19 protein-coding genes are annotated in these 21302 nt (G+C 41.7%); 13 read left to right on the top strand and 6 right to left on the bottom strand.

The window, feature by feature from the left end; all coding sequences use genetic code 11:
* Positions 1 to 76: 76 nt before the first annotated feature.
* Positions 77 to 550, bottom strand: coding sequence for a photosystem II protein PsbQ (psbQ, locus tag DP117_RS10070; protein ID WP_169218179.1), 474 nt, complete (start codon positions 548 to 550; stop codon positions 77 to 79).
* A gap of 347 nt (positions 551 to 897) precedes the next feature.
* Between psbQ and DP117_RS10075 the strand changes: the two genes are divergently transcribed.
* Both DP117_RS10075 and DP117_RS10080 read left to right on the top strand, forming a co-directional pair.
* Positions 898 to 1335, top strand: coding sequence for a hypothetical protein (locus tag DP117_RS10075; protein ID WP_169218180.1), 438 nt, complete (start codon positions 898 to 900; stop codon positions 1333 to 1335).
* A gap of 118 nt (positions 1336 to 1453) precedes the next feature.
* Positions 1454 to 2101: a restriction endonuclease subunit R gene (locus tag DP117_RS10080; protein ID WP_169218181.1), complete on the top strand. Its 648-nt coding sequence runs from the start codon at positions 1454 to 1456 to the stop codon at positions 2099 to 2101.
* A gap of 3 nt (positions 2102 to 2104) precedes the next feature.
* On the opposite strand, the gene DP117_RS10085 is transcribed toward DP117_RS10080, so the two are convergent.
* Positions 2105 to 2524 (bottom strand): DCC1-like thiol-disulfide oxidoreductase family protein, encoded by a 420-nt coding sequence (locus DP117_RS10085; protein WP_169218182.1) that lies wholly within the window; start codon positions 2522 to 2524, stop codon positions 2105 to 2107.
* A 154-nt stretch (positions 2525 to 2678) separates the two neighbouring features.
* Between DP117_RS10085 and DP117_RS10090 the strand changes: the two genes are divergently transcribed.
* Entirely contained in the window at positions 2679 to 3584 is a 906-nt protein-coding gene (locus tag DP117_RS10090; protein ID WP_169218183.1) for an AraC family transcriptional regulator, read from the top strand.
* Between the two features lie 26 nt (positions 3585 to 3610).
* On the opposite strand, the gene DP117_RS10095 is transcribed toward DP117_RS10090, so the two are convergent.
* Entirely contained in the window at positions 3611 to 3793 is a 183-nt protein-coding gene (locus tag DP117_RS10095) for a hypothetical protein (RefSeq protein WP_248277606.1), read from the bottom strand.
* A 292-nt stretch (positions 3794 to 4085) separates the two neighbouring features.
* Here DP117_RS10095 and dps point away from each other — a divergent pair, with 292 nt between their 5' ends.
* The 3 genes from dps (at position 4086) to DP117_RS10110 (ending at position 6764) form a co-directional block, all read left to right on the top strand.
* On the top strand, positions 4086 to 4658 hold the full coding sequence (gene dps, locus DP117_RS10100; protein ID WP_169218184.1) for a DNA starvation/stationary phase protection protein Dps: 573 nt from the start codon (positions 4086 to 4088) through the stop codon (positions 4656 to 4658).
* Between the two features lie 502 nt (positions 4659 to 5160).
* A complete protein-coding gene (locus tag DP117_RS10105) occupies positions 5161 to 5877 on the top strand; it encodes a pirin family protein (protein ID WP_169218185.1) in 717 nt (238 codons plus the stop codon).
* 146 nt (positions 5878 to 6023) lie between these two features.
* Positions 6024 to 6764 (top strand): SDR family oxidoreductase, encoded by a 741-nt coding sequence (locus DP117_RS10110; RefSeq protein ID WP_169218186.1) that lies wholly within the window; start codon positions 6024 to 6026, stop codon positions 6762 to 6764.
* An 87-nt stretch (positions 6765 to 6851) separates the two neighbouring features.
* On the opposite strand, the gene dnaN is transcribed toward DP117_RS10110, so the two are convergent.
* Together dnaN and dnaA are read right to left on the bottom strand one after the other, a co-directional pair.
* Positions 6852 to 8015, bottom strand: coding sequence for a DNA polymerase III subunit beta (dnaN, locus tag DP117_RS10115; protein ID WP_169218187.1), 1164 nt, complete (start codon positions 8013 to 8015; stop codon positions 6852 to 6854).
* 487 nt (positions 8016 to 8502) lie between these two features.
* Complete coding sequence (gene dnaA / locus DP117_RS10120; RefSeq protein ID WP_169218188.1) at positions 8503 to 9885, bottom strand: chromosomal replication initiator protein DnaA; 1383 nt, start codon at positions 9883 to 9885, stop codon at positions 8503 to 8505.
* A gap of 175 nt (positions 9886 to 10060) precedes the next feature.
* Between dnaA and DP117_RS10125 the strand changes: the two genes are divergently transcribed.
* From DP117_RS10125 to DP117_RS10155, 7 genes are all read left to right on the top strand, one after another.
* Positions 10061 to 11371 carry an HhoA/HhoB/HtrA family serine endopeptidase gene (locus DP117_RS10125; RefSeq protein WP_169218189.1) on the top strand — a complete coding sequence of 437 codons (1311 nt, stop codon included), beginning with the start codon at positions 10061 to 10063 and terminating at the stop codon, positions 11369 to 11371.
* A gap of 86 nt (positions 11372 to 11457) precedes the next feature.
* Positions 11458 to 12000 carry a peptide deformylase gene (gene def / locus DP117_RS10130; protein ID WP_169218190.1) on the top strand — a complete coding sequence of 181 codons (543 nt, stop codon included), beginning with the start codon at positions 11458 to 11460 and terminating at the stop codon, positions 11998 to 12000.
* Between the two features lie 151 nt (positions 12001 to 12151).
* Entirely contained in the window at positions 12152 to 13387 is a 1236-nt protein-coding gene (locus tag DP117_RS10135; RefSeq protein ID WP_169218191.1) for an HMA2 domain-containing protein, read from the top strand.
* 19 nt (positions 13388 to 13406) lie between these two features.
* Positions 13407 to 14705 (top strand): HMA2 domain-containing protein, encoded by a 1299-nt coding sequence (locus DP117_RS10140; protein ID WP_169218192.1) that lies wholly within the window; start codon positions 13407 to 13409, stop codon positions 14703 to 14705.
* A 243-nt stretch (positions 14706 to 14948) separates the two neighbouring features.
* Complete coding sequence (locus tag DP117_RS10145) at positions 14949 to 17216, top strand: heavy metal translocating P-type ATPase (RefSeq protein WP_169218193.1); 2268 nt, start codon at positions 14949 to 14951, stop codon at positions 17214 to 17216.
* Between the two features lie 70 nt (positions 17217 to 17286).
* Positions 17287 to 17595, top strand: a complete 309-nt coding sequence (locus DP117_RS10150; protein WP_169218194.1) for a DUF5132 domain-containing protein — start codon at positions 17287 to 17289, stop codon at positions 17593 to 17595.
* A gap of 119 nt (positions 17596 to 17714) precedes the next feature.
* Positions 17715 to 18293 carry a heavy-metal-associated domain-containing protein gene (locus DP117_RS10155; RefSeq protein ID WP_169218195.1) on the top strand — a complete coding sequence of 193 codons (579 nt, stop codon included), beginning with the start codon at positions 17715 to 17717 and terminating at the stop codon, positions 18291 to 18293.
* A gap of 161 nt (positions 18294 to 18454) precedes the next feature.
* On the opposite strand, the gene DP117_RS10160 is transcribed toward DP117_RS10155, so the two are convergent.
* Positions 18455 to 21205, bottom strand: a complete 2751-nt coding sequence (locus tag DP117_RS10160) for a filamentous hemagglutinin N-terminal domain-containing protein (RefSeq protein ID WP_348982995.1) — start codon at positions 21203 to 21205, stop codon at positions 18455 to 18457.
* Positions 21206 to 21302: the final 97 nt, after the last annotated feature.

Here is a 21302-nt window from a genome sequence, read left to right on the forward strand (position 1 = left end):
AAAAATATCCAAAATTTTGAATGAGCGAATGAGCGAATTTTGAATTGATGTATCCCCCATCTTCCTCTTCACCCTATCATGCTTCGCTTTCTTCTGACGGGCTGCTTGTTTCGGGAAGCAGTTGCAAGAATTTGTCAATATCAGTGAAAGCAGCTACGGTGTTATTCAAGGCACCATTTGTGTTACCAATCTCAGTGGCTTGACCGATTTTTATTAGCTTATCTAACAAATCACGCACTAACTCACGCCCTGCTGGTTGGTCTTTGGGTAGCAGATTGGATGTGATGTAATTCATCGACAGCCTTGCTTCTGCCATAGGACCGTGTATAAAGTTTCCAACTTTCACCCATTGTTTGGTTTGGATGAGCCTTTCGAGTTCTTGTGAGCGTTCTTTTACACCCTGAATGTCGGAAACATATTCCTGAATTTTCACTAGTTGATCTTGTGTGTATGTTGGAGGTGGTGTTGCGACGTTAGGACCGCCACAACTAATAAGAAATGTTGCCAACAGTACCAGAATAAATGACAGAATTGAGCGTTGACGCGCCATAATCGCTGAACTTATTTGACTTACCAATGATCAGTGTCATTTTAGATCGCTAGCGTATCCTATCGTCCTGATTTAGGAAGGATTTTGTTGAAAAACTTCTATCTTGACTTAATTTTTTATGTAAAAGGCATATTTTGATGTTTTTTTCTGGAAAATTTGAGTACAATTGCTTAATATATTTATACTATAGTAAAAATCGTAATCCCCTCTTCACATCTGTACAGGTGCAAGGTCATGGGCCTTACATCTTTACGCCTCTGGTGAAATAACGTAGGGGCTGCCTTGGTTGAAGCAGGAATTGTTGAACGATGTCCAAAGATGTCTAGTAAATAAGGAACAGTTTTTCAGTGAACGCAGCTGAGATGGCAACAAATCTTGAATTCGCCAGCAAGATTGCTAGTGTAGTGAATTTATTCAAATCTGAGTTTCCAGATGCTAGATCGGATCTCAAGCCTTGGAAAAATGATCCGCAAACCAGAGAGTTAGTCGATCCAGATTCAATAGACATTGGCTTTCACTTTCCTGGCATCAGTAAATCATGGCAAAGCCGCAGTATTTTAATACAAATCCGTCTTTATCAAGATTTTTTAAACGGTTCACGTCGTGCAATTGGTGTAGAAGTTGCTGGTTTCAGCCATCTTGGTGAACAATGGCGACTTTCTACGGTAGAAAACTGGGGTTTCATGGGAACATCTATTCCTTCCCCACAAGTTGGGGAAAAGCTTAAACAGTTTTGCAGGCAAATACTGGAAATTTTTAATTCTACTCCTGTCGTTGGTAACTGATGTTGAGTTTTATGATTTTCAGGCATCACGCACCGCCGAAAATTGGTGGATGGTGCGGTACTTTCAGCTAACGCACTCTACAGAATTTAATGTTTATTTTATGGATGTTTTCTAGATTATGGTGCAGGCGATACAAGCTAAAGATATTACTCTTCTGGAGTTAGAGACTAATTTTGGACTTCAGTTAATTGAGGATGAGCAATTTTTTAGGGAGTGGCAAGATAATTTACCAGAAATTACAGACGTAGAAAAGCAACAACTAAATCGGGTTAAGGCAAGTTACTCAAATTTGCTCAAGTATCCTCCTTTACTCGAAAACACTGTCAAGATGGTGGTGTTATCTCCACTCTTGGATTTAGCAGGCTTTTATTTGTCTCCATTTCACATCAAATCCGAAAAGTCTGTGCAAATTTCCACTGAAGATGAAGGTGTAATAGTCAAAGGTAATATCGATGTCTTAGTTTTATTTAAACAGCTAGCTGTAGTAGTGATCGAATCCAAGCAAGCGGTTTTTTCTGTGGAGGTTGGCAAACCGCAGCTTTTATCTTACTTGTTAGCGATTTCTCATTCTGATAAGCCAGTATACGGATTAATCACTAATGGCGGTAGCTTCCTGTTTGTGAAATTAATCAAGCAAGAAACGCCAAAGTATGGATTATCTCGGTTATTCTACATCTTCAATCCAGGAAACGAGTTATATTCAGTTCTCACTATTTTCAAGCGCTTGGGAAAATTAGCTACTGAAGTTGACTGTCGAGTGGTTTGATAGTCATCCATCCTTTTTAAAAACCTTGCAGCCACTATCAATACAATATGCAGATTCATAAATACTAGAACGCTTACCAAAGATAGTGTAGCGGTGATCTCGGATTTGTTCGTAAAAGCGATCGCCTGCCCATTTTACTCCTGGTAAAGCACGATATATATCTACAAATACACTACCATTAGGCAACAATCGCCCAATTTCCTCAACAGCTGCACTGCCTTGCCAACGTCTTTCTGGTGCATCTACATCTATGAGAATCATACCCAACTCACAATCTTGGGGTGTAATTCCCCATTGTTGGAGAGTTGACTCGTCTTGCATGGGAACGTAGCGAAAAAGTTGTCCTTTATCAAGAGTCTCCAGTATTTGCACTCCTGTAACACAGAGATTGCAATTCCCATCGTAGATAACTAAGTAACTCATAAAAGTCGCAGATTTTATTCAAGCACTAGATGTGTTAGTTAGTGTGTTAACATTTATAGCATTAAACTTTTGCTTTTGAAGACAGCATTTAAGTTGTTCAAGAAAGCAAGCATTAAAGTCTATCTTAAAAGCAATCGTTTCTGGGGTGAAAGCGATGCCAATAGAGGAAATCATAAGTGTTGATTTTGCTCAAGAAGATCCATATTCTAAGATTCTTCCGCGATCGCCTCTCAGGAGCAGTTACGATGCTAATTGGGATAGTCTTCGCCTGGATTATCACCAACAGCCTGCTTACGAGACACCAGAACATAGTCCTCAACAGCACGTCATCAGTGTCAGCCTTACAAAGCAGCCTATCAATGTAGAACGGGCGTTGAATGGACACATCCAGCATGAGTGTATTAAATACGGCGATGTTGTAGTCATTCCAGCAAGTAGCTATCACAAATTAAGCTGGGACACAGAAGCTGAATTTTTAGTCCTGAGTCTAGAAAAAGCTTTGTTTGCCCGTGCTGCTTATGATTCAGTAGAATTACAACAGATGGAAATCATACCACATTTTGCTGACTCAGATCCGTTAATTCAACAAATTGGATTAGCACTCCAGTCAGAACTGAAATCAGATGGCATGGGTAGCCGTGTTTATATAGAATCCCTGGCAACAACTTTGTGCATTCATTTACTCAAACACTATTCTGTATCTTCCCCAAATATAGACATACAAGCGGAAGGACTTTCCCGTTTGAAGTTACGACAAGCCATTGAATATATCAATCAAAACTTAGAAAAAGATTTAGGCTTAGCTGAGATTGCGACAGCAGTTGGAATGAGTATGTATCATTTCTCGCGCCTGTTTAAACAATCCACGAGTTTTTCGCCGCACCAATATATTATGAATTGTAGAATAGAGAGAGCGAAAAGGTTATTAACGAAAACAGAGGAAGCAATAGATCAAATTTGTCAGCAAGTAGGTTTTCAGAGTCAAAGCCATTTCACAAACGTCTTTCGCAAATTTATAGGTACAACACCAAAAGCGTATAGAAAACAAGTTAAAGTATAAACTTTGCAACTCTGGCATGATTTTGACTATATTCTGAATACTGGATACTCAGGATTTTTCGGATTTGGAATTAACCTTTGATTATTGCAATCTACCAGTAAGTCTGATGATTCTAACACAGTCTGACCAATCAGCACCTCATCACCTGCAACCAGAGCAGATTCAGTCGTCTCACGTCCTTCTATCTCTAACTTCTCCCATGTTATCATTAACCACACGCTCAGAACGATTAAAATTTAACATCATAATCTGTGCCTCCAAAGTCTAGATATTTTTCCTGTGAGCTAAGTACACCTTAACGCACGCTACAAAGAACGCTTTGACGGTAGTAAATTTAATGCCATAGATAAACACCGCAATTCAAAAAACAACAAATGATTAAGAAAAATTATAATTATTTGCGCAGAAATTCCATCTGTCGGTAGAGGGTTTCCCACACCACGATAGTATCTGTAAACTTGTGTTGTCTTACTAATGAGAGCTAATGAGAGAGGCAGAACCATGAGCGACAAGAACCTATCAACACGTCTATATCCAACCCGCATTGACATTCCTGCTGAGGCGCGCAAGCAAATTGCTGGAATTCTCAACCAGACTTTAGCAGCGACTTTGGATTTAAAAACCCAAGTTAAGCAAGCGCACTGGAATGTCAAAGGTACAGACTTCTACCAGTTGCACGAAATGTTTGATGAGATGGCAGGAGAGTTGGAAGAATACATTGATATGTTAGCCGAACGCATCACCGCTTTAGGTGGTTATGCTTGTGGAACTGTTCGTATGTCTGCTGCGGCTTCAATATTGCCAGAATATCCTGTTGATATTTTGATGGGTATGGATCATGTCACAGCTTTGGCAGATCGTTTTGCACCTTATGCTAAGCACCTTAGGGAAGCTATTGAAAAAACCGATGACTTAGGTGATTTGGATACTGCTGACTTGTACACCGAAGTGTCTCGCACAATTGACAAGCGACTGTGGTTCTTAGAAGCGCATCTGCAAGCTGCTGTTACCCAGGCTGGAAATGGTAGTACAGCCACTATTAAAACTGAAGAGCAAGCTGCTGCTGTTAGATAAGTCTGTTATTGTTAATAGCTAATAGTCATTAACAGAATGATTTTTGTAGGCTGGGTTTTGTTGTAAAACCCAGCTTATCTGTTAGAAAACGCTTAGCTTAATCTCAGCCGGAATAATGGTTATTGTTAAATGAAAACTCAATAATTTACTGGTATCTTTTTGGTAAGTATGGCACTTTTTTGTGCGTACTTTTCATTTTATATATAAGTATTTTAAGATTGAGATAGTTAAAAACTAAGTGCGATTGAAGAAGTTTCAAGAAAAAGTTTCTTTCCTCGTTATGTCAATCGTTCTGTTGTCACCTAGTATTCAACAAGACTAATGTGGAGTATTTCTTTACAAAGTCTCTTAGTTTTTCAGTTAATCAAGGATAATTTTTTGTACAGGAATCTCACTAAATAAAAAAATTTATGACTGAACATTACTAACAAAAATTGATGATTAGTCGCCAAACACTGTCTTGATTTTGTCACAAAAAACATCAAAAATGGAGGTACAACTTATGACTTCTCATACCAAAACTCACCTCATTCATGATAGAAATGCACGTGGTCATACCAAGGTAGGCTGGCTAGATAGTTACCACACATTTTCCTTTGGTAGTTTTTACGATCCAAATCGCATGGGATTTCGTTCTCTACGAGTCATCAATGATGATCGTGTTGTTCCTGGTGCTGGATTCCCAACCCACGGACACCGAGATATGGAAATCCTCACCTATGTTTTAGAAGGAGCTGTAGAACATAAAGATAGCTTGGGAAATGGTTCAGTCATACGTCCGGGTGAAGCGCAAATTATGAGTGCTGGTACTGGTCTTATGCACAGCGAATACAATCCATCTAAAACTGAACCAGTCCACTTTCTACAAATTTGGATTCTTCCTGAGCAACAAGGATTGCAACCAAGGTATGAGCAAAAAGCTTTTTCTCTTGAAGAAAGACGTGGAAAACTACGTTTAATTGGTGCCAAAGATGGACGTGATGGTGCTATCACTATTTATCAAGATGTTGACTTATACACATCTATTTTGGAACCTGGTGACGTTATCAATTATCACGTGAAACCCAATCGTCATGCCTGGTTGCAAATAGCTCAAGGCATAGTCACCTTAAATGGTGAAGAACTTAGAGCAGGCGATGGAGTGCAAATAAGTGGCGAAGAACAACTTGAAATCACCACTAACATCGGTTCAGAAATCTTGCTTTTCGATTTGGCATGAGATGCATTTGAAGAAATAAAAACTCTTCATCAGCAGTCACTCATTCTTTATAATTTTCTAGGGACATAAAAGTTCCCAACTTTGCTCCTAGGTTTAACCTAGGAGCAAAATTAATGTTTAGTAAAGGTAAGTAAAGGAAATAATCTATGGCACTTCTTGCAGAAAAAGTTGCAATCGTGACAGGCGCATCACGAGGAATTGGACGTGCAATTGCATTAAAATTAGCTGGTAATGGTGCATCAGTTGTGGTTAACTATGCAGGTAATGTAGACAAAGCACAGGAAGTTGTTACAGAAATTGAAAATCTTGGAGTACAAGCAATTGCACTCCAAGCCGATGTGAGCAAAGTTCTTGATATCCAGCGACTTTTTGAGCAGACAATTAAACATTTTGGCAAAGTCGATATTTTGATCAACAACGCTGGCGTCGCCTTCTATAAGCCAATGATTGAGGTGACAGAAGAAGATTTCGACAAGATTTTTGCCATTAATGTCAAAGGCACTTATTTTACTTGTCAACAAGCTGCACACCACATGGCAGATGGTGGACGGATTATCAATTTTTCTTCATCAACAACTGCTATGATGCTCCCCACTTATAGTGCTTATGTGGGAACAAAAGGTGCTGTTGAACAAATCACAAGGGTTGTGGCAAAAGAGTTGGGAGGACGGGGTATTACAGTTAATGTTATCTCTCCAGGTCCAACCGATACAGAATTGTTCAGAGAAGGCAAAACAGAAGAACAAATCAATCGTTTCGCTCAAATGGCGGCGTTGGGACGATTGGGACAAGTGCAAGACATCGCCGATGTGGTAACGTTTCTTGCTAGCGATGAAGCGCGGTGGATAACTGGGCAAAACATCCGTGTAAACGGCGGGATCGCTTAAGCATATCTTCAAGATATGTAACTTTTGGATAGCACTCCCAGGCTTAGCCTGGGAATAAGAAACAAAGACGCAAACAACGTCAAGATTTTAATTTCTAAGTTGAACAGGCATAGCTAAATAAGTCATCTTCAAACCACCAACTGGAGTGAAAATCACTGGGGTTAAATTTCCATTGAGCTGCATGTGAATTTCAGTCGAGGACAGTGCTTTTAAACCTTCCATTAAATACTTAATGTTAAAGGCAATATCTATACTCTCTCCTAATATCTGTGCTGACATTAACTCTCGTCCATTGCCAACATCTTGAGCTTCACAGGATATAGTCATTTCCTGTGCTTCACTATCTATACTGACTTTAACGACATTATTCTTTTGGTCTGCGAACACAGCAATTCTTTCTAAAGCGCTCAAGAATTGTCGTCTATCTAAAATCAATTCTCGCTCAAATTGTCGAGGAATGAGTAGACGGTAAGCAGGATACTGTCCTTCAAGAGTGCGGCTTGTCAGACGTTGATTTTGCCACTCAAAAATAACTTGACCTTGGTCAAAATACAACGCCACAGGTTCATCTTGTGAGTTTGTATGAGCCAGCATTCGCTCTAGTTCCCTTAATGCTCTAGCTGGTACTGTGACTTCTAACTGAGTTTCCGTATTTGTATCTGAACTTTCATTCATCGTCTGTACAACAGCTAAACGATGTCCGTCAGTTGCTGCAAATTCGAGCGTATCTTGTCGAAGTGTTAAATGCACGCCGGTGAGAACCTGTTTTGTTTCATCTGCACTCGTTGCAAACAAAGAACCTTTCAATCCTTCAATTAATGCACCAGCAGCAATGTGTAGCGCTTGAGCATTTTCGATGACGGGGAGTTCTGGAAATTCTTGTGGTCCCATTGCTCGCACTTGATAACGCCCGCTTTGGGGTGTCAAAGTCACAATTGAGCCTTCTCCTAGGGGATCATCTGTGGAAGTTGATTCGTTTTCTAGAGTGATTTCACCTTCTCCAAGGCGAGTTGTGATGTCATTCAGCAGCTTAGCAGGAATTGCTATTGTTCCAGAATGTAACACCTCGGCGCTAAAACTAGTGCGAATACCCAAACTAAGGTCAAAGGCTGTTAAGCTGACTTGGTTCGTTTCAGCGTTCGCTTGTAGTAGCACGTTAGCAAGTACCGGATGTGTTGGACGGGAGGGTACAGCACGGCTCGTAAGTGAAAGATTAGTACTGAGATCGCTTTGGGTGCAAACTAATTTCATGATCAACTGTGGCTTCTGTGTTGGATATGTTAGCACCGTTGTTGCAAAGTCGGATTAAGCTTGCACGAGCGCAAGGTATTGCGCTTGTAATGCGTGTCCTTCAGTGCTAAACGAGTACCAAACATCACTATTTTTTATTCAAAGTCGTCATCGGGTGTGGAAATTGTGGAAAACTTCATGCATATCCTTTTCAACCATGTTTTAGCAAGTTGTTAGCTGTGGAAAACTTGTGGAAAAACAAGGGGGGTTTTCCACAGAGTACTTATACTTAGATAAAGTTTTCCACTGAAACGAACAAGTTTTCCACAGATTTTTTGTAAGTTTTCCACAAAAAATAAAAAAAGTTTTAAAAGGTAATCTTATCTTAAAGATTTTTTAGACTGAAGTTAACATTTGTCTTAACTCAACATTTGTCATAAGCCGCTTCTTGTGGAAAACACAATGTTTTATTTCTTGTTCTTCCACACTCTGAGATATTTTGATTGTATCAATATGATTTGTGGGGACGGTTAGCTATGTTAATGCGATCGCTCAACTGACGTAGCGTTTGTATTAAGTTTTGATCTGTTTCTCGCAGTTGGGTAATTTTTTCACAGCTGTACATAACCGTTGTATGGTCTTTTCCACCAAATTCTTCTCCAATTCTTGGTAAACTGAGATCCGTATGCTGCCGCATGAGATACATTCCGATTTGACGTGCCCAGCTAATTTCTCGTCGCCGCGAACTCCCTTTCAGGTCTTCTATTGAGAGATTAAAAGCTTCCGATACAACTGATAAAATTGCTTCTGGTGTTGCTTCTACTTTCTCAGTTGATGGTTGTAAAACGGGTGCAATATTTTCAACCGTCATCGGTAAACCCCAAATAGAAATATACGCTAATGCACGAATTAAGGCTCCTTCTAACTCGCGAATATTAGAAGTATAGTGAAAAGCAATATACTCAACGACATCCCTCGGTAGACGGATATTTTCGTACTCAGCTTTTTTTTGCAAAATTGCCATTCTCGTTTCCAAGTCTGGCGGTTGAATATCAGCAATTAACCCCATAGAAAATCGGGAACACAGACGTTCTTGCAACCGAGGAATTTGGTGAGGAGGACGGTCAGAAGCCAAAACCACCTGCTTACCAGCTTCATGTAAAGTATTAAAAGTATGAAAAAATTCTTCTTGAGTATATTCCTTACCTTCAATAAACTGAATATCATCCACTAAAAGGACATCAGCAGCACGGTAATGCTCTCGGAAACTTTGCATACTGTCCCTACGGATAGCAGTAATGAGATCATTCGTAAATCGCTCAGTAGAAACGTAAAATATTCTTGAATCTTGACTAATTTCCCATCGATAATGACCAATCGCCTGCATAAGGTGAGTTTTCCCTAAACCCACACCACCACACAGAAATAAAGGATTAAATTCTCTTCCAGGATATTCAGCAACTGCTAACGCCGCAGCATGAGCCATACGGTTGTTAGCACCGACAACAAATCGAGAGAAAACATACTTGAGGTTTAATTCTGTCGTTTTCAATCGATTTTGAGGAAGGATTTCTGAGGAACTGGCTTGAGTTGGAAATTCCCAAGAAACTTCTTGTTCGCTGACACCAGAAGCTTCATCACCTTGAGTAACAGTGATATAAATGTCTACGGGAGAACCAAGAATATCTTGTACAACATTAGCAATTGTTCTTATGTAATATTTCTGTAACCAATTACGAGCAAATGGATTGGGAGTACAAATGACCAAGCAATTATTTTCCAATCGTTCGGCGCTCGCTGTTTTGATCCAAGTTTCAAAGGTGGGACGGGATAGCTCTAGCTGTAAGCGCTCCAACACCTGACTCCACAGACTTTCTATGGGCATTTCCATGATTTACCACCAATGCTCGGCAATCGTCACAATAATAATGAAGATATGAGCAAGCACCAATCTAGCAAACAATACTCTAGACCTCAAATCAGCCTTTGAGTTGTCATTCTTCTTGGTCTTCCCTCGGTAGCCAAGATCTTAACACCCATAGATTCATACGGAGAAGTAAAAACAAATGAAAACGACAAACCATGATGACTCTCAGCCAACAAGAGGAGCTCAAGAACTCTTGAGCTGGGGAGCAGTTCTCTCCCTATCCTCCTTATTCCCCATCTGGACTTCTTTGGAAAAGAAGTTGTCCCAAAGGAGGTCAATAAATGGTATTTTGGCTGTACTGCTTGGTGGTACGGTAGTGATATCTGTTGGGGGTTGTTCCATACCTACTGGTACTCTTGATGCTGGAAAAACAGATGCTCAGTCTCAAAAGCCAACCCAAGAGCCAACAGATAAGACTTCCTCAAATATTTTACCTGTTACTTCTTCATCCGATAATCCTAACTTCGTCGTTGGAGTTGTACAAAAGGTAGGACCTGCTGTTGTTCGGATTGATGCTGCAAGAACTATTGCTTCTGACGAGTTTGATGATCCAGTTTTTCGGCGATTTTTTGGCTCACAGCCAAGACCAAGAGTTGAGCAGGGTAGCGGTTCTGGGTTTATTATTAATTCTGCTGGTCAAATCTTGACTAATTCTCATGTGGTAAACGGTGCCCAAAGCGTGACAGTAAAATTGAAAGATGGTCGCTCTTTTAAGGGACGCGTACTGGGCGAAGACCCAGTTACAGATGTTGCTGTCATCAAAATAGAAGCAAATAACCTGCCAACTGTTTCTATAGGTAACTCTGAGGTCTTACAACCAGGAGAAGCTGTGATTGCGATTGGTAACCCTCTTGGTTTGGACTATACAGTCACATCTGGGATTATCAGCGCGACTGGTCGTTCTAGCAGTGATATTGGTGTGACTGATAAACGTGTTGATTATATTCAAACTGATGCTGCTATTAACCCTGGTAACTCTGGTGGACCACTGTTAAATAATCGTGGAGATGTCATTGCGATGAATACGGCTATCATCCGTGGCGCTCAAGGCTTAGGATTTGCCATTCCTATCAACACAGCACAGCGGATTGCTCAGGAATTAATCGCAAAAGGTAAGATTGACCATCCTTATTTAGGTATTCAAATGGTGACTTTGACTCCAGATGTCAAGGAAAAAATTAATTCTAGATTAGGTGTTAATTTAGCAACGGATAAGGGAGTTTTGTTAATTGATATTGTACCACGTTCTCCAGCAGAAGCTGCTGGACTAAAGGCAGGAGATGTGATTCAAAGCATTAGTAACCAGCCAGTTACTAAAATAGAAGAAGTGCAAAAAATAGTTGAAAATAGTAAAATTGGTTCTCCTTTGGAATTGCAAGTACTACGTAATGGGCAAACCACACAAATAGCCGTTAAACCTGCACTTTTACCGATTCAACGTGGCAGCTAAAGTAAAAAACATGAAGTATAAATTATGAAGAAAAACTATTTCTGATTCATATTTTATATTTCATAAATTTATCTATAGGAGTTATTATGGGTGAATTGCTATCAATTCTTCAATTAGGCAATCCAGTACTGCGTCAAAAAGCTTCCTTGATTGAAAATATCAATGATGAGAATCTTCAAAAACTCATTGATGATCTCATGACGACAGTTGTTCAGGCTAACGGTGTCGGTATTGCTGCACCTCAAGTTGCTCAATCGTGTCGTTTATTTATTGTTGCTTCGCGCCCAAATCCCAGGTATCCTAATGCTCCGCAAATGGAACCGAGTGCTATGATTAATCCCAAAATCATTGCTCATTCAACGGAGATAGTCGAAGGATGGGAAGGTTGTTTGTGTGTTCCAGGGATTAGGGGACTAGTTCCCAGATATCAAGCCATTGAAGTCGAATATACTGACCGAAATGGCAAACTACAAAAACAAGAGTTAAGTGATTTTGTCGCTCGTATTTTTCAACATGAGTATGACCATCTAGATGGTATCATCTTTTTAGATAGGTTAAAAGATACTCTAGACATAATCACAGAGCAGGAATATAAAAAACAAATTCTTCAAACAGTACACAGCACATAGTACACAGTAATTATTAGCCTGTGTACTTATAACTAATAACTGGTTAACAATACCCAATTATAAATAATTCTAAAGAATGAGAATTTACCCGGAAAATTAAGATACACTTAACCTAATGTTAACCATCTGGCTTGACGCAGTTATCGGGTAAATGACCAAAACTCTCAGTAGTCGCGAGAGATTAAGTCCTCGGGAAAAGCAGCCTGTGGATTTATTTTCGTCTCAGCAACAAAGCGATGAATCAAGTGAAACTACCAGAAAATCTGTTGCACAGTCACCCATGCAGCCGCCTGTGGGTGGATTGCAAGTTGTTCATGCAACAGCAGGGCGCGTCCGAATCCGTGCTACTGACGGTAGTCATAACTCGATACTTGAAACCATCTCTCAAAAATTACGAAAAAAAAATGGGGTAAAGGAAGCATCCGTCAATCAGGAAACAAGCAGTTTAGTTATTCACTTTGATGCAAAAAAACTGCCCTTGCCCCAAATGTTGGAGCAACTCCAGCAATTTAACATATACCAGTTGCAAGCTTCGCCTCAAGCAGGGAGTCAAAAAGACCCTTTTGCCGCTTGGAAATCTCTTGATTTTTGGAAGGAGCAAGGCATTTCGTTTATTCCCTTATTTACGGGATTAGCAGTCACGGGAGGACTGGGAATCAGCGGTTTAGCATCGATTCCAGTTTACTTGATCACAACAAATGCCACTCGTCGGGTAATTGACGAACTCCAACAGCCAAAATCACAAACAAGTGCGCCTCGCTCTTCCCAACCAATAAAGAACGAGCAGAAATCTTCTACAAAACATAATACAACTGACCAACTTTCATCATCAAAAGTGGAGCATACATCTGTCGCAGCCGCAGCACAGCCGGCAAAAATTACTTCAAAAATTACTTATAGTGTTGTTCATGCCATTCCAGGACGTATCCGGTTGAATGTGCCTCGAGTTGCAGGCGATCGCGCCTATGCGCGACGACTCGAAAGGTTACTCAAAACAGAATCCCAAGTGACAAACGTACGCGTCAATTGCGATGCTGCATCCATTGCAATTACCTATCAATCAGAGGTTCCAGTCTCTCATTGGGTTGGTTTGATGCAATTGGCAGACGAAACAATCCCGCAAATAAAGCCCATAAAAACAACGACGACAGAGCAATCAATTTGCGAGCCAGTTGATCAAACAAACTTCACAAAGACAGCGACAACAACAGAGCAACCACCTTCACAGCCAGTTCATCAACTTGTAAAACCAGTAGAATCAACAAGGCAAAAAGAGCAACCGACTACATTGGAAACAGCTGGTATGTGGTCTGATTTCAAGTCTCCAGCTTTAGGTGCGGCTCTATCCTTCATGGCGAATTTTCCATTAAACCTAGTTCCATACTGAGGAACACTGGAGGACGAAAATGGCTGGTTTAACAATGCAATTGGCACTCGACTCAAACGAAAAATCTCAGGTTGTAGAACAACAGACTAGTCATCTAACACTAAAGTCACACCCTGCAGTCGTTTACAGTATGACCTATGCGCTGAGCGGTACCGTGGGATTTTGTATTCCTCAGATATCGATAGATCCCACATATACGCAGCGCTTGCTGACTTTGCTGGCTAGTGAACCAAAGGTTATCACTCAGCAAGTGAATGACATCGCTGGTTCTATTGTCATTACTTACGAATCTGGGATCATGTCAGATGGTGAAATGCGTCTGTATTTAGCTCGTCTGATTCAATCTGCTAGCAACGAAGTGACAAAAGCAGCCCCCCAAAAGGCAATGCAATTGGCACTCGACTCAAACGGAAAATCTCAGGTTGTAGAACAACAGAATAGTCATTCAATCGCAAAGCCACACTCTACAGTCGTTTACAGCATAACTTATGCAACTTCTGGCAGAGTAGGGTTCTGTGTGCCTCAGATATCGATAGATCCCACATATGTGCAGCGCTTGCTGACTTTGCTTGCTTGTGATCCTCAAGTTATCACTCAGCAAATCAATGAAATTGCAGGATCTGTTGTCATAGACTACAAACCTGGGATCATGTCAGATAGTGAAATGCGTCTGTATTTAGCTTGTCTGATTCAATCTGCGAGCAATGAAGTGACAATACCAGAACCTGAAAACGTAGTCAGTTCATCCTCTGTATCCCAAACAGCCACTCGTCCAAGTGTTGCACAAGAAAAAGAGAATGGTGAACAACCTGTAGAGGCAAATGTCTTGTTTGAGCCCGAATTAGTTGGGATCAAAACATCGTTAGACTCTAAATTAGAATGGACAGGCATTTGTTGTGCTCCCAAACTCGTCAGCGAGGGAGTATCTCCTGAACCTAAATTCGAGGAGGCGTGCAAAATCCCGACTCCACAAAACCAGTCCAATCATTCTCCACAAAAAATTTCGCCAAGAGCAAAGCAACCAGCAAAAGTAGCATACAGCATTGCTCATGCAATTCCAGGACGAATACGTTTTCGTATACCTCGAATAGCCAAAGACTCAAAATACGTCCAAAGGTTAAAAGCGTTGCTGAAAGCAGATCCTTTAGTCAGTGGCGATCGCATTAATACGAATGCAGCCTCAATTGTCATTACCTACAACTCTGGAACAATACCCAATTCCAAAAAGCGTTCTTTGAGCCTTCTCGAACAAGTCACATCGTATTTATCCAGTCTGATTCAGTCTGCTGCTAGTGATGCTGTAGTTTCTATCAGTTAACTAGAAAATAAACAAGCTCTGTTTTGGGAGTAGAGCACTTCAAATTCACGCATTCACGCATTCGCTGCCTACGGCACGCTACTAACACATTCAAAATTTTTGAGTTTATAACTTTGAGTTTTGAATTCAAGTCCCATGCTTGAAGGCTGTTGTCTTTGAGCTGCCTTATGCACTCTATCTGGGTCTTGCTGAGCAGACTTTCAAAAATTCCAAATTGAACCAATCTTGTATGAGAGATAAGAAATGCCAAAACTTAGTGTGCAACTACCATCTTCCGGAAGCCATGTATCCCAAGTAGCTGTAGCAGCAAAAAATGGGATGTCTGTTATTGAGAGCAATGGACACTCAAATGGACACTCACAGAGCCAATCTGCCAAAGTTCCATACAATCTTGTGCATACGCTTCCAGGAAGAGTTAGGTTGCGAGTACCTCGCTTGCGTCGTGATGCAGATTATGCACAGCGTCTTCAAGTCTTGTTAGAAGCTGACGCCCTTGTAACAAGTGTACGGATCAAACGTGCAGCGGCGTCACTCACGGTGACTTATAAATCCAGCAAAGTTTCAGAGACTAAAATACGTTTGCACCTGGGTTATTTAATTCAAGCAGCTAGTGACGTCATCGTTCTCAAACCCCCCAAGCCACAACCTGCATCAAATGCAGAAGAAAAATCTTGGCCAGGAATGCAATTTTCGGTTTTAGCTACGGCTTTAGCTGTATTGGGTGGACCTTTCGGATTGTCTATTCCGCCTATCATGGTTGCAGGAAGCATAGCCCTTGCGACATTACCTGTTGTCAAACGAGCTTGGGAGGGGATTTGGGATGAGCGAAAACTGAATATTGACTTTCTAGATTTTATGGCTATTGCCATTACCACAGTCCAGGGTCAGTTTCTCACGCCTGCGCTGATGTTGAGTTTAATTGAAATAGGTGAGAATATACGCGATCGCACAGCTCGTTCTTCAGCTCAGCAAACTTTGGATTTGTTAAGTTCTCTCGGACAGTTTGTCTGGGTGGAACGTGATGGCGAAAAAGTGGAAATTCCTATCCAAGACGTACAACCAGGCGATACAGTTATTGTTTACCCCGGTGAACAAGTCCCAGTTGACGGTACCATCGTGCGGGGTCAAGCACTCCTAGATGAGCAGAAATTGACTGGTGAATCTATGCCAGTTTTAAAGAAAAAGGGACAAACCGTTTATGCTTCAACTCTCATGCGTGAGGGACGAATTTATATTTCGGCAGAACGGGTGGGTAATGATACTTGCGCTGGACAGAGCATTCGGTTAATGCAAGAAGCTCCCGTCCACGATACCCGACTGGAAAACCATGCCTTGAAAATGGCTCAAAAAGCAGTCGTGCCAACATTGCTACTTGGCGGAGCAGTATTTGCCGTAACTCGTAATCCAGCAAGAGCAGCCAGCGTCTTGACTCTAGACTTTGCTACCGGTATTCGTGTATCAGTTCCGACAACAGTTTTAGCAGCGTTAACTTATGCAGCGCGGCGTGGTGTTCTGATCCGTAGCGGACGAGCGCTAGAAAAGCTTGCAGAAGTTGACACCATCGTGTTTGATAAGACAGGCACACTGACCAAAGGTGAAGTGGCAGTTGTTGGTGTCGCAAGTCTGAATGAAGCAACATCAATCACACGAGTGCTAGAACTCGCAGCGGCTGCTGAGCAACGTCTGACTCACCCAGTAGCAGAGGCGATCGTACGCTATGCTCAAGAACAAGGAGTAGAAGCGCCTTCTCGTAGTAAGTGGGACTATCAACTTGGCTTGGGTGTGCGCGCAGAGATTGATGGGGAAACTGTTTATGTGGGTAGTGAACGCTATCTGCGTCAAGAAGGCGTTGAGATGAATCTCAATGGGTATCAAAAGCAGGCAACTTCGGCAATTTATGTTGCTAGCAATGGTCAACTTCAAGGTATAATAGAATATAGTGATATACCTCGTCCAGAAAGCCAAGAAGTTATCACAGCGCTTTTAACAGTCGAAGGTGTGGAAGTTCACATGCTGACTGGGGATAACAAACGAACTGCAAGCGCTGTGGCTGCTCAACTTGGAATTCCTCCAAGCAATACCCATGCAGAAGCTTTTCCTGAGCAAAAAGCAACTGTTGTTCGTCAACTGCACGAACAAGGTAAGACAGTTGCCTTTGTTGGAGATGGAATCAACGACTCGCCAGCTTTAGCTTACGCTGATGTTTCTGTTTCCTTCGCCAACGGTTCTGACATCGCTCGCGAAACAGCAGACGTAGTACTCATGCAGAATGACTTGCATGGTTTGTTGGAGGCTCTTGAAATTGCCCGTAATGCTAGGCAATTGATTCACCAAAATACAGGTCTGATTGCTGTTCCTAACATAGCAGCATTAGTGACGGCAGTTTTGTTTGGTCTTAACCCTCTAGCAGCAACGATGGTTAACAATGGCTCGACAGTTGTGGCGGGAGTGAATGGTTTGCGCCCAATGTTCAAAAGCCGCAAGCAAAAAACTCTACCATCAGCAAGATGAGATGGCTGTCTTAACGGCAGTACACTTAAAAACTTTGTAAAATTTTTCAGATCACAGGAGGAAAATAATCATGGCACCCAAAATTACTGATTTTGTTGAAGACGCTGGCGCACCTGGCATTATAGCCGGTATTGGAGCAGTACTTCTAGCACCTGTCGTGATTCCAGTTGTCGCAGGTATTGGTAAACCTATTGCCAAGTCAATCATCAAAGGCGGACTTGTTCTTTTTGAAAAAAGCAAGGGAGCTGTTGCAGAATTTGGTGAAAGTTGGGAAGACATGGTAGCTGAAGCAAGAGCAGAACTTGCCGAAGGAAGACAGCTACCAGCAGTTGATGTTGCTAGTACCTCTATGGACAATGTGTCCGATAACGGTGCATAACTTTTGATTCATTTGGTGTTCCTTGGCTGAGCCAGGGAACACTCAAGGAAATTTGTAATTCGTAATCATTTTTCTGCTCAATTGTGAATTACGAATTTCTTAATTAGGAGGGTAGTTAAGTGTCAAAAAATGGTTATATTAATCTCACTAAAATGCCACAAATTCTTGATGAAAAATCTATAAAAAAAGCTTTTCAACCTATATCTACACGGGTTGTCAGTTCTACCCCAGGAAGGCTGCGTTTGAGAGTTGCACATTCCCATCGTCAATCTGAGCAGATGGAAAAAATTGCCAATGCGCTACAAGCACATCCTAATATTAATCAGGTACGGACTAATGTTCAAAATGGCAGTATTGTCATCAATCACGATGGTAAGGATAGTCTGAAGGATGTTTTAGCGACGTTGCGTGATTTAGGAATTATTTTTGGTGATATTACACTAGGAAAATCCGAAGCAGCAGCAGAAGTATCAAATGCAGTTGTTGACTTGAATAAGCGAGTTAGACAAGCAACAAATAATGCTGTTGATTTGCGCTTTCTTTTTCCTTTAGGACTGGGTATGTTTTCTATTCGGCAGTTAGTGACTAGAGGGTTGCAGTTAGAAATTATTCCTTGGTATGTGTTGGCTTGGTATGCTTTTGATAGTTTTATAAAACTGCACGCTACAAGTCAAGTACAGTCAACTAAAGAGCCTTGATTTAGACTTTGCCCCTTAAGCTGCATGGGAATGCCTGAAAGAAGGCTCCACCTCCCAATTATTATATTGAAGCGGAGTCTCAAGTTATGCATTCCTTGGCAGAGCCAAGGAACGAGGAAAGTAGGTAGAGTCCTCATCCTACATTGGATTCGCGTTCATTATTATCTCAGTGCAGCACAACTACTTGCAGGTGTTGGCTGCTCCCGTTGTATACCAGTCTTGGTGGGATCATAAGCTACCAGCACGACCTCACCTTTTTCATTGAATATCCATCCTTGAGCCGGTACTATCTCTTTGGCAGTTGCACTGGTAGATGATTGCTTTTGTGTTGTACTTGTTGAACTCACTTTACTGGCGACAGGCTTGACTAAATCAACACGCACATTGTCACCACTAAGGACTTTATTTGGATCAGTTGGAAATCCGCCACGTCCAGTAATGATAAATTCGCCACCTCCTCGTAGACAAGGATTTTGAGCAATTTGCTGTGCAGGGTCAATGACAGTTTCTGATAATTCAAATAACCCACGGGTGGGGTCAACATCTGGGATATTAATGTTGACAGTACCACTCAAGTCTGGATTGTTTTGGGAAATAGCAGTAATATCGCTTGTTGGTAATTGATTGGGATCTAAATCATCAGGACGTAACCTTTGCATATCTGTCTGAGTACGTAGCACTAATCCAAACAAACCTTGAGTTTTAATTGTAATTTTTCCGCCACTACCGCCTTGAGCATTGGCACGGATATCGCTATTTTCCAAGGCGGCTAAGACATTAGTGTCAATAGTAATATTGCCGCCAGTAGCTGTGCCAGTAGCATCGGTGGTAATATTGCTGCCGCGACGCAATACCAAATCTCCAGAACGCAAGTTAATATTACCCAGCCCCGCTGTGGTGTCGGCGCTGATGGCTGCTTGGTTATTTAAACGGATAGAGTCTGCTGAAACTTCTAGGTTGCCTGCTGTGCCATTTCCTTCACTGCTAGCAGATAGTCTAGCGCCATTGGTGATAGAAAGTGACCTGCTGGTAATCTTGATGTTACCACTATCACCTATACCTCCAGGTTGTAGTGTGCTGTACACACCACTGCGATTTCCCTGACTATCCTGCCCATCAAAAACAATATCTTTGGCAGTAATTCTTACATTACCTGCATTTCCTTGTCCATAGGTGTTAGCAGTTAGCTGACCACCATTAGTCAAAACAAGTGATCCAGTCGTGATATCGATATCACGACTATCACCTACTGCTTTGTATACATTGCCTACATTACTATCAATTCTGACATTCGTATTGCCAGAGTCATTATAGTTGCCTACATTGCTCTCAATACTGGCATTAGAGATATAGACGGCGTCCCTAGCTTCGACAAACACTCTACCAGTATTTCCCTCGCTAAACGTGTTAACACTCAAGAAAGAACCATCAGTGAGGGAAAGTGTTCCAGTTTTGATGTTGATGTCGCCACCATTACCTTTAGCTGGCGGAAAACTTACACTGCTGTAGATGCGTCCCGTATTGGAGAGAGAGACAAAGTCCTTAGTCTCGATAAACGCGCTGCCAGCATTTCCTTCTCCATAAACCATAGGATCTATTACAGCGTAATCTGTGAGGGAAAGAGAGCGAGCTTTAATACTAATGTTGCCACCATTTCCTTTGCCTCCCTGAAAGACTGCGGTGACAATTTCAGGAAAGAACCCATTTTTTTCTCCAGCCATGTTGACAGCATCACGCACATCAATATTCACTTCACCACTATTTCCCTGTCCAGAAGTACTGGCATTGATTTGAGCGCCGCCAGTTAAAGAGAGAGAACCAGCCGTGATATTAATAGCACCACTGTTGCCCACCGCTCCAGGATTCACTGAGTTAAATACACCACTGGAAAATCCATTACCCACACCATTAGCAGAGACTTCATCCCTAGCTTGAATCGTCACGTTACCTGCATTTCCCTTCCCAGCGCTAGAAGTACTTACTTGACCACCATCTGTCAAGAAAAGCGATCCCGTCTTAATGTTAGTGTCACCTCCCTTACCTACACCGAGCACCGCATTCGCAATAAAGCTCCCATCAGAAAGAGTGATTGCTCCTGTCGCATCAATGTCAATATCTCCCGCCTTGCTGTCAGGTGAACCTTGCCCTGATGCTATCCCAGCTCGCAGTTTACTTACTTGCGTCATCTTGAAATTTTGGGCATTGACAGCAATACTACCGCCACTTCCACCGCGTACATTCACTTCCGCCCCTTTGGTTAGAGATACATCAGCTCGTACTGCGTTATCTGCAAAACTCAAACGTAAGGCATTGTTATTAACTTCTAGTCCTACTGTCCCTGCGCCTGACACTCCTCCCAACTCGACACGACTCTCTGGAGTCAGTAAACGTGCTCCATCAAGCTGCACATTGCCACCCACAAGTGCTAAGGTTTTATTCGGATCTACCTTAAGAGCGGCAGACTGATTGGTAATGTTTCCAGGATTGTCCCGATATCTCAACCCAATCGGAATATTGATAGTTAACAACGGTGGTGCTTGCGGATTTGTAGCACTAAACTCAAATCCATTGTCAAACACGAAACTATTCGCCGTACTCCCCAAAAATGAACCACCAATTTGCAAACGTGCATTTGGTCCAAACATAATCCCTGCTGGATTGAGTAAAAATAAGTTTGCCTTGCCCTGCGCTTGAATCAAACCGTTAATATCAGAAACAGAACCACCTGTCACTCGACCGATGATGTTTTGCACATCAGTTGCATTATTAAAATTAGCCGAACCACCATTGGGAACAGAAAATTCTTTGAAGCTGTGAAAAAGGTTTCCTCCCCTTCTGGTTCCGTCATCAATGTTGAAATTTTTGCCATCAGGAGTAGTAACTGTGGTAGAAACAGTTCCATCAGAAGTCACTTGTTGCGCTGTGACTGTATTTATAAAAGTGAAACTCCCTATGATGCACAGGGGTAAAGTGAGTAAGAAGAGCAAATGCACTTTGCCTACGCTACAC

The sequence above is a fragment of the Brasilonema sp. UFV-L1 genome, from assembly GCF_012912105.1.
Lineage (GTDB): Bacteria > Cyanobacteriota > Cyanobacteriia > Cyanobacteriales > Nostocaceae > Brasilonema.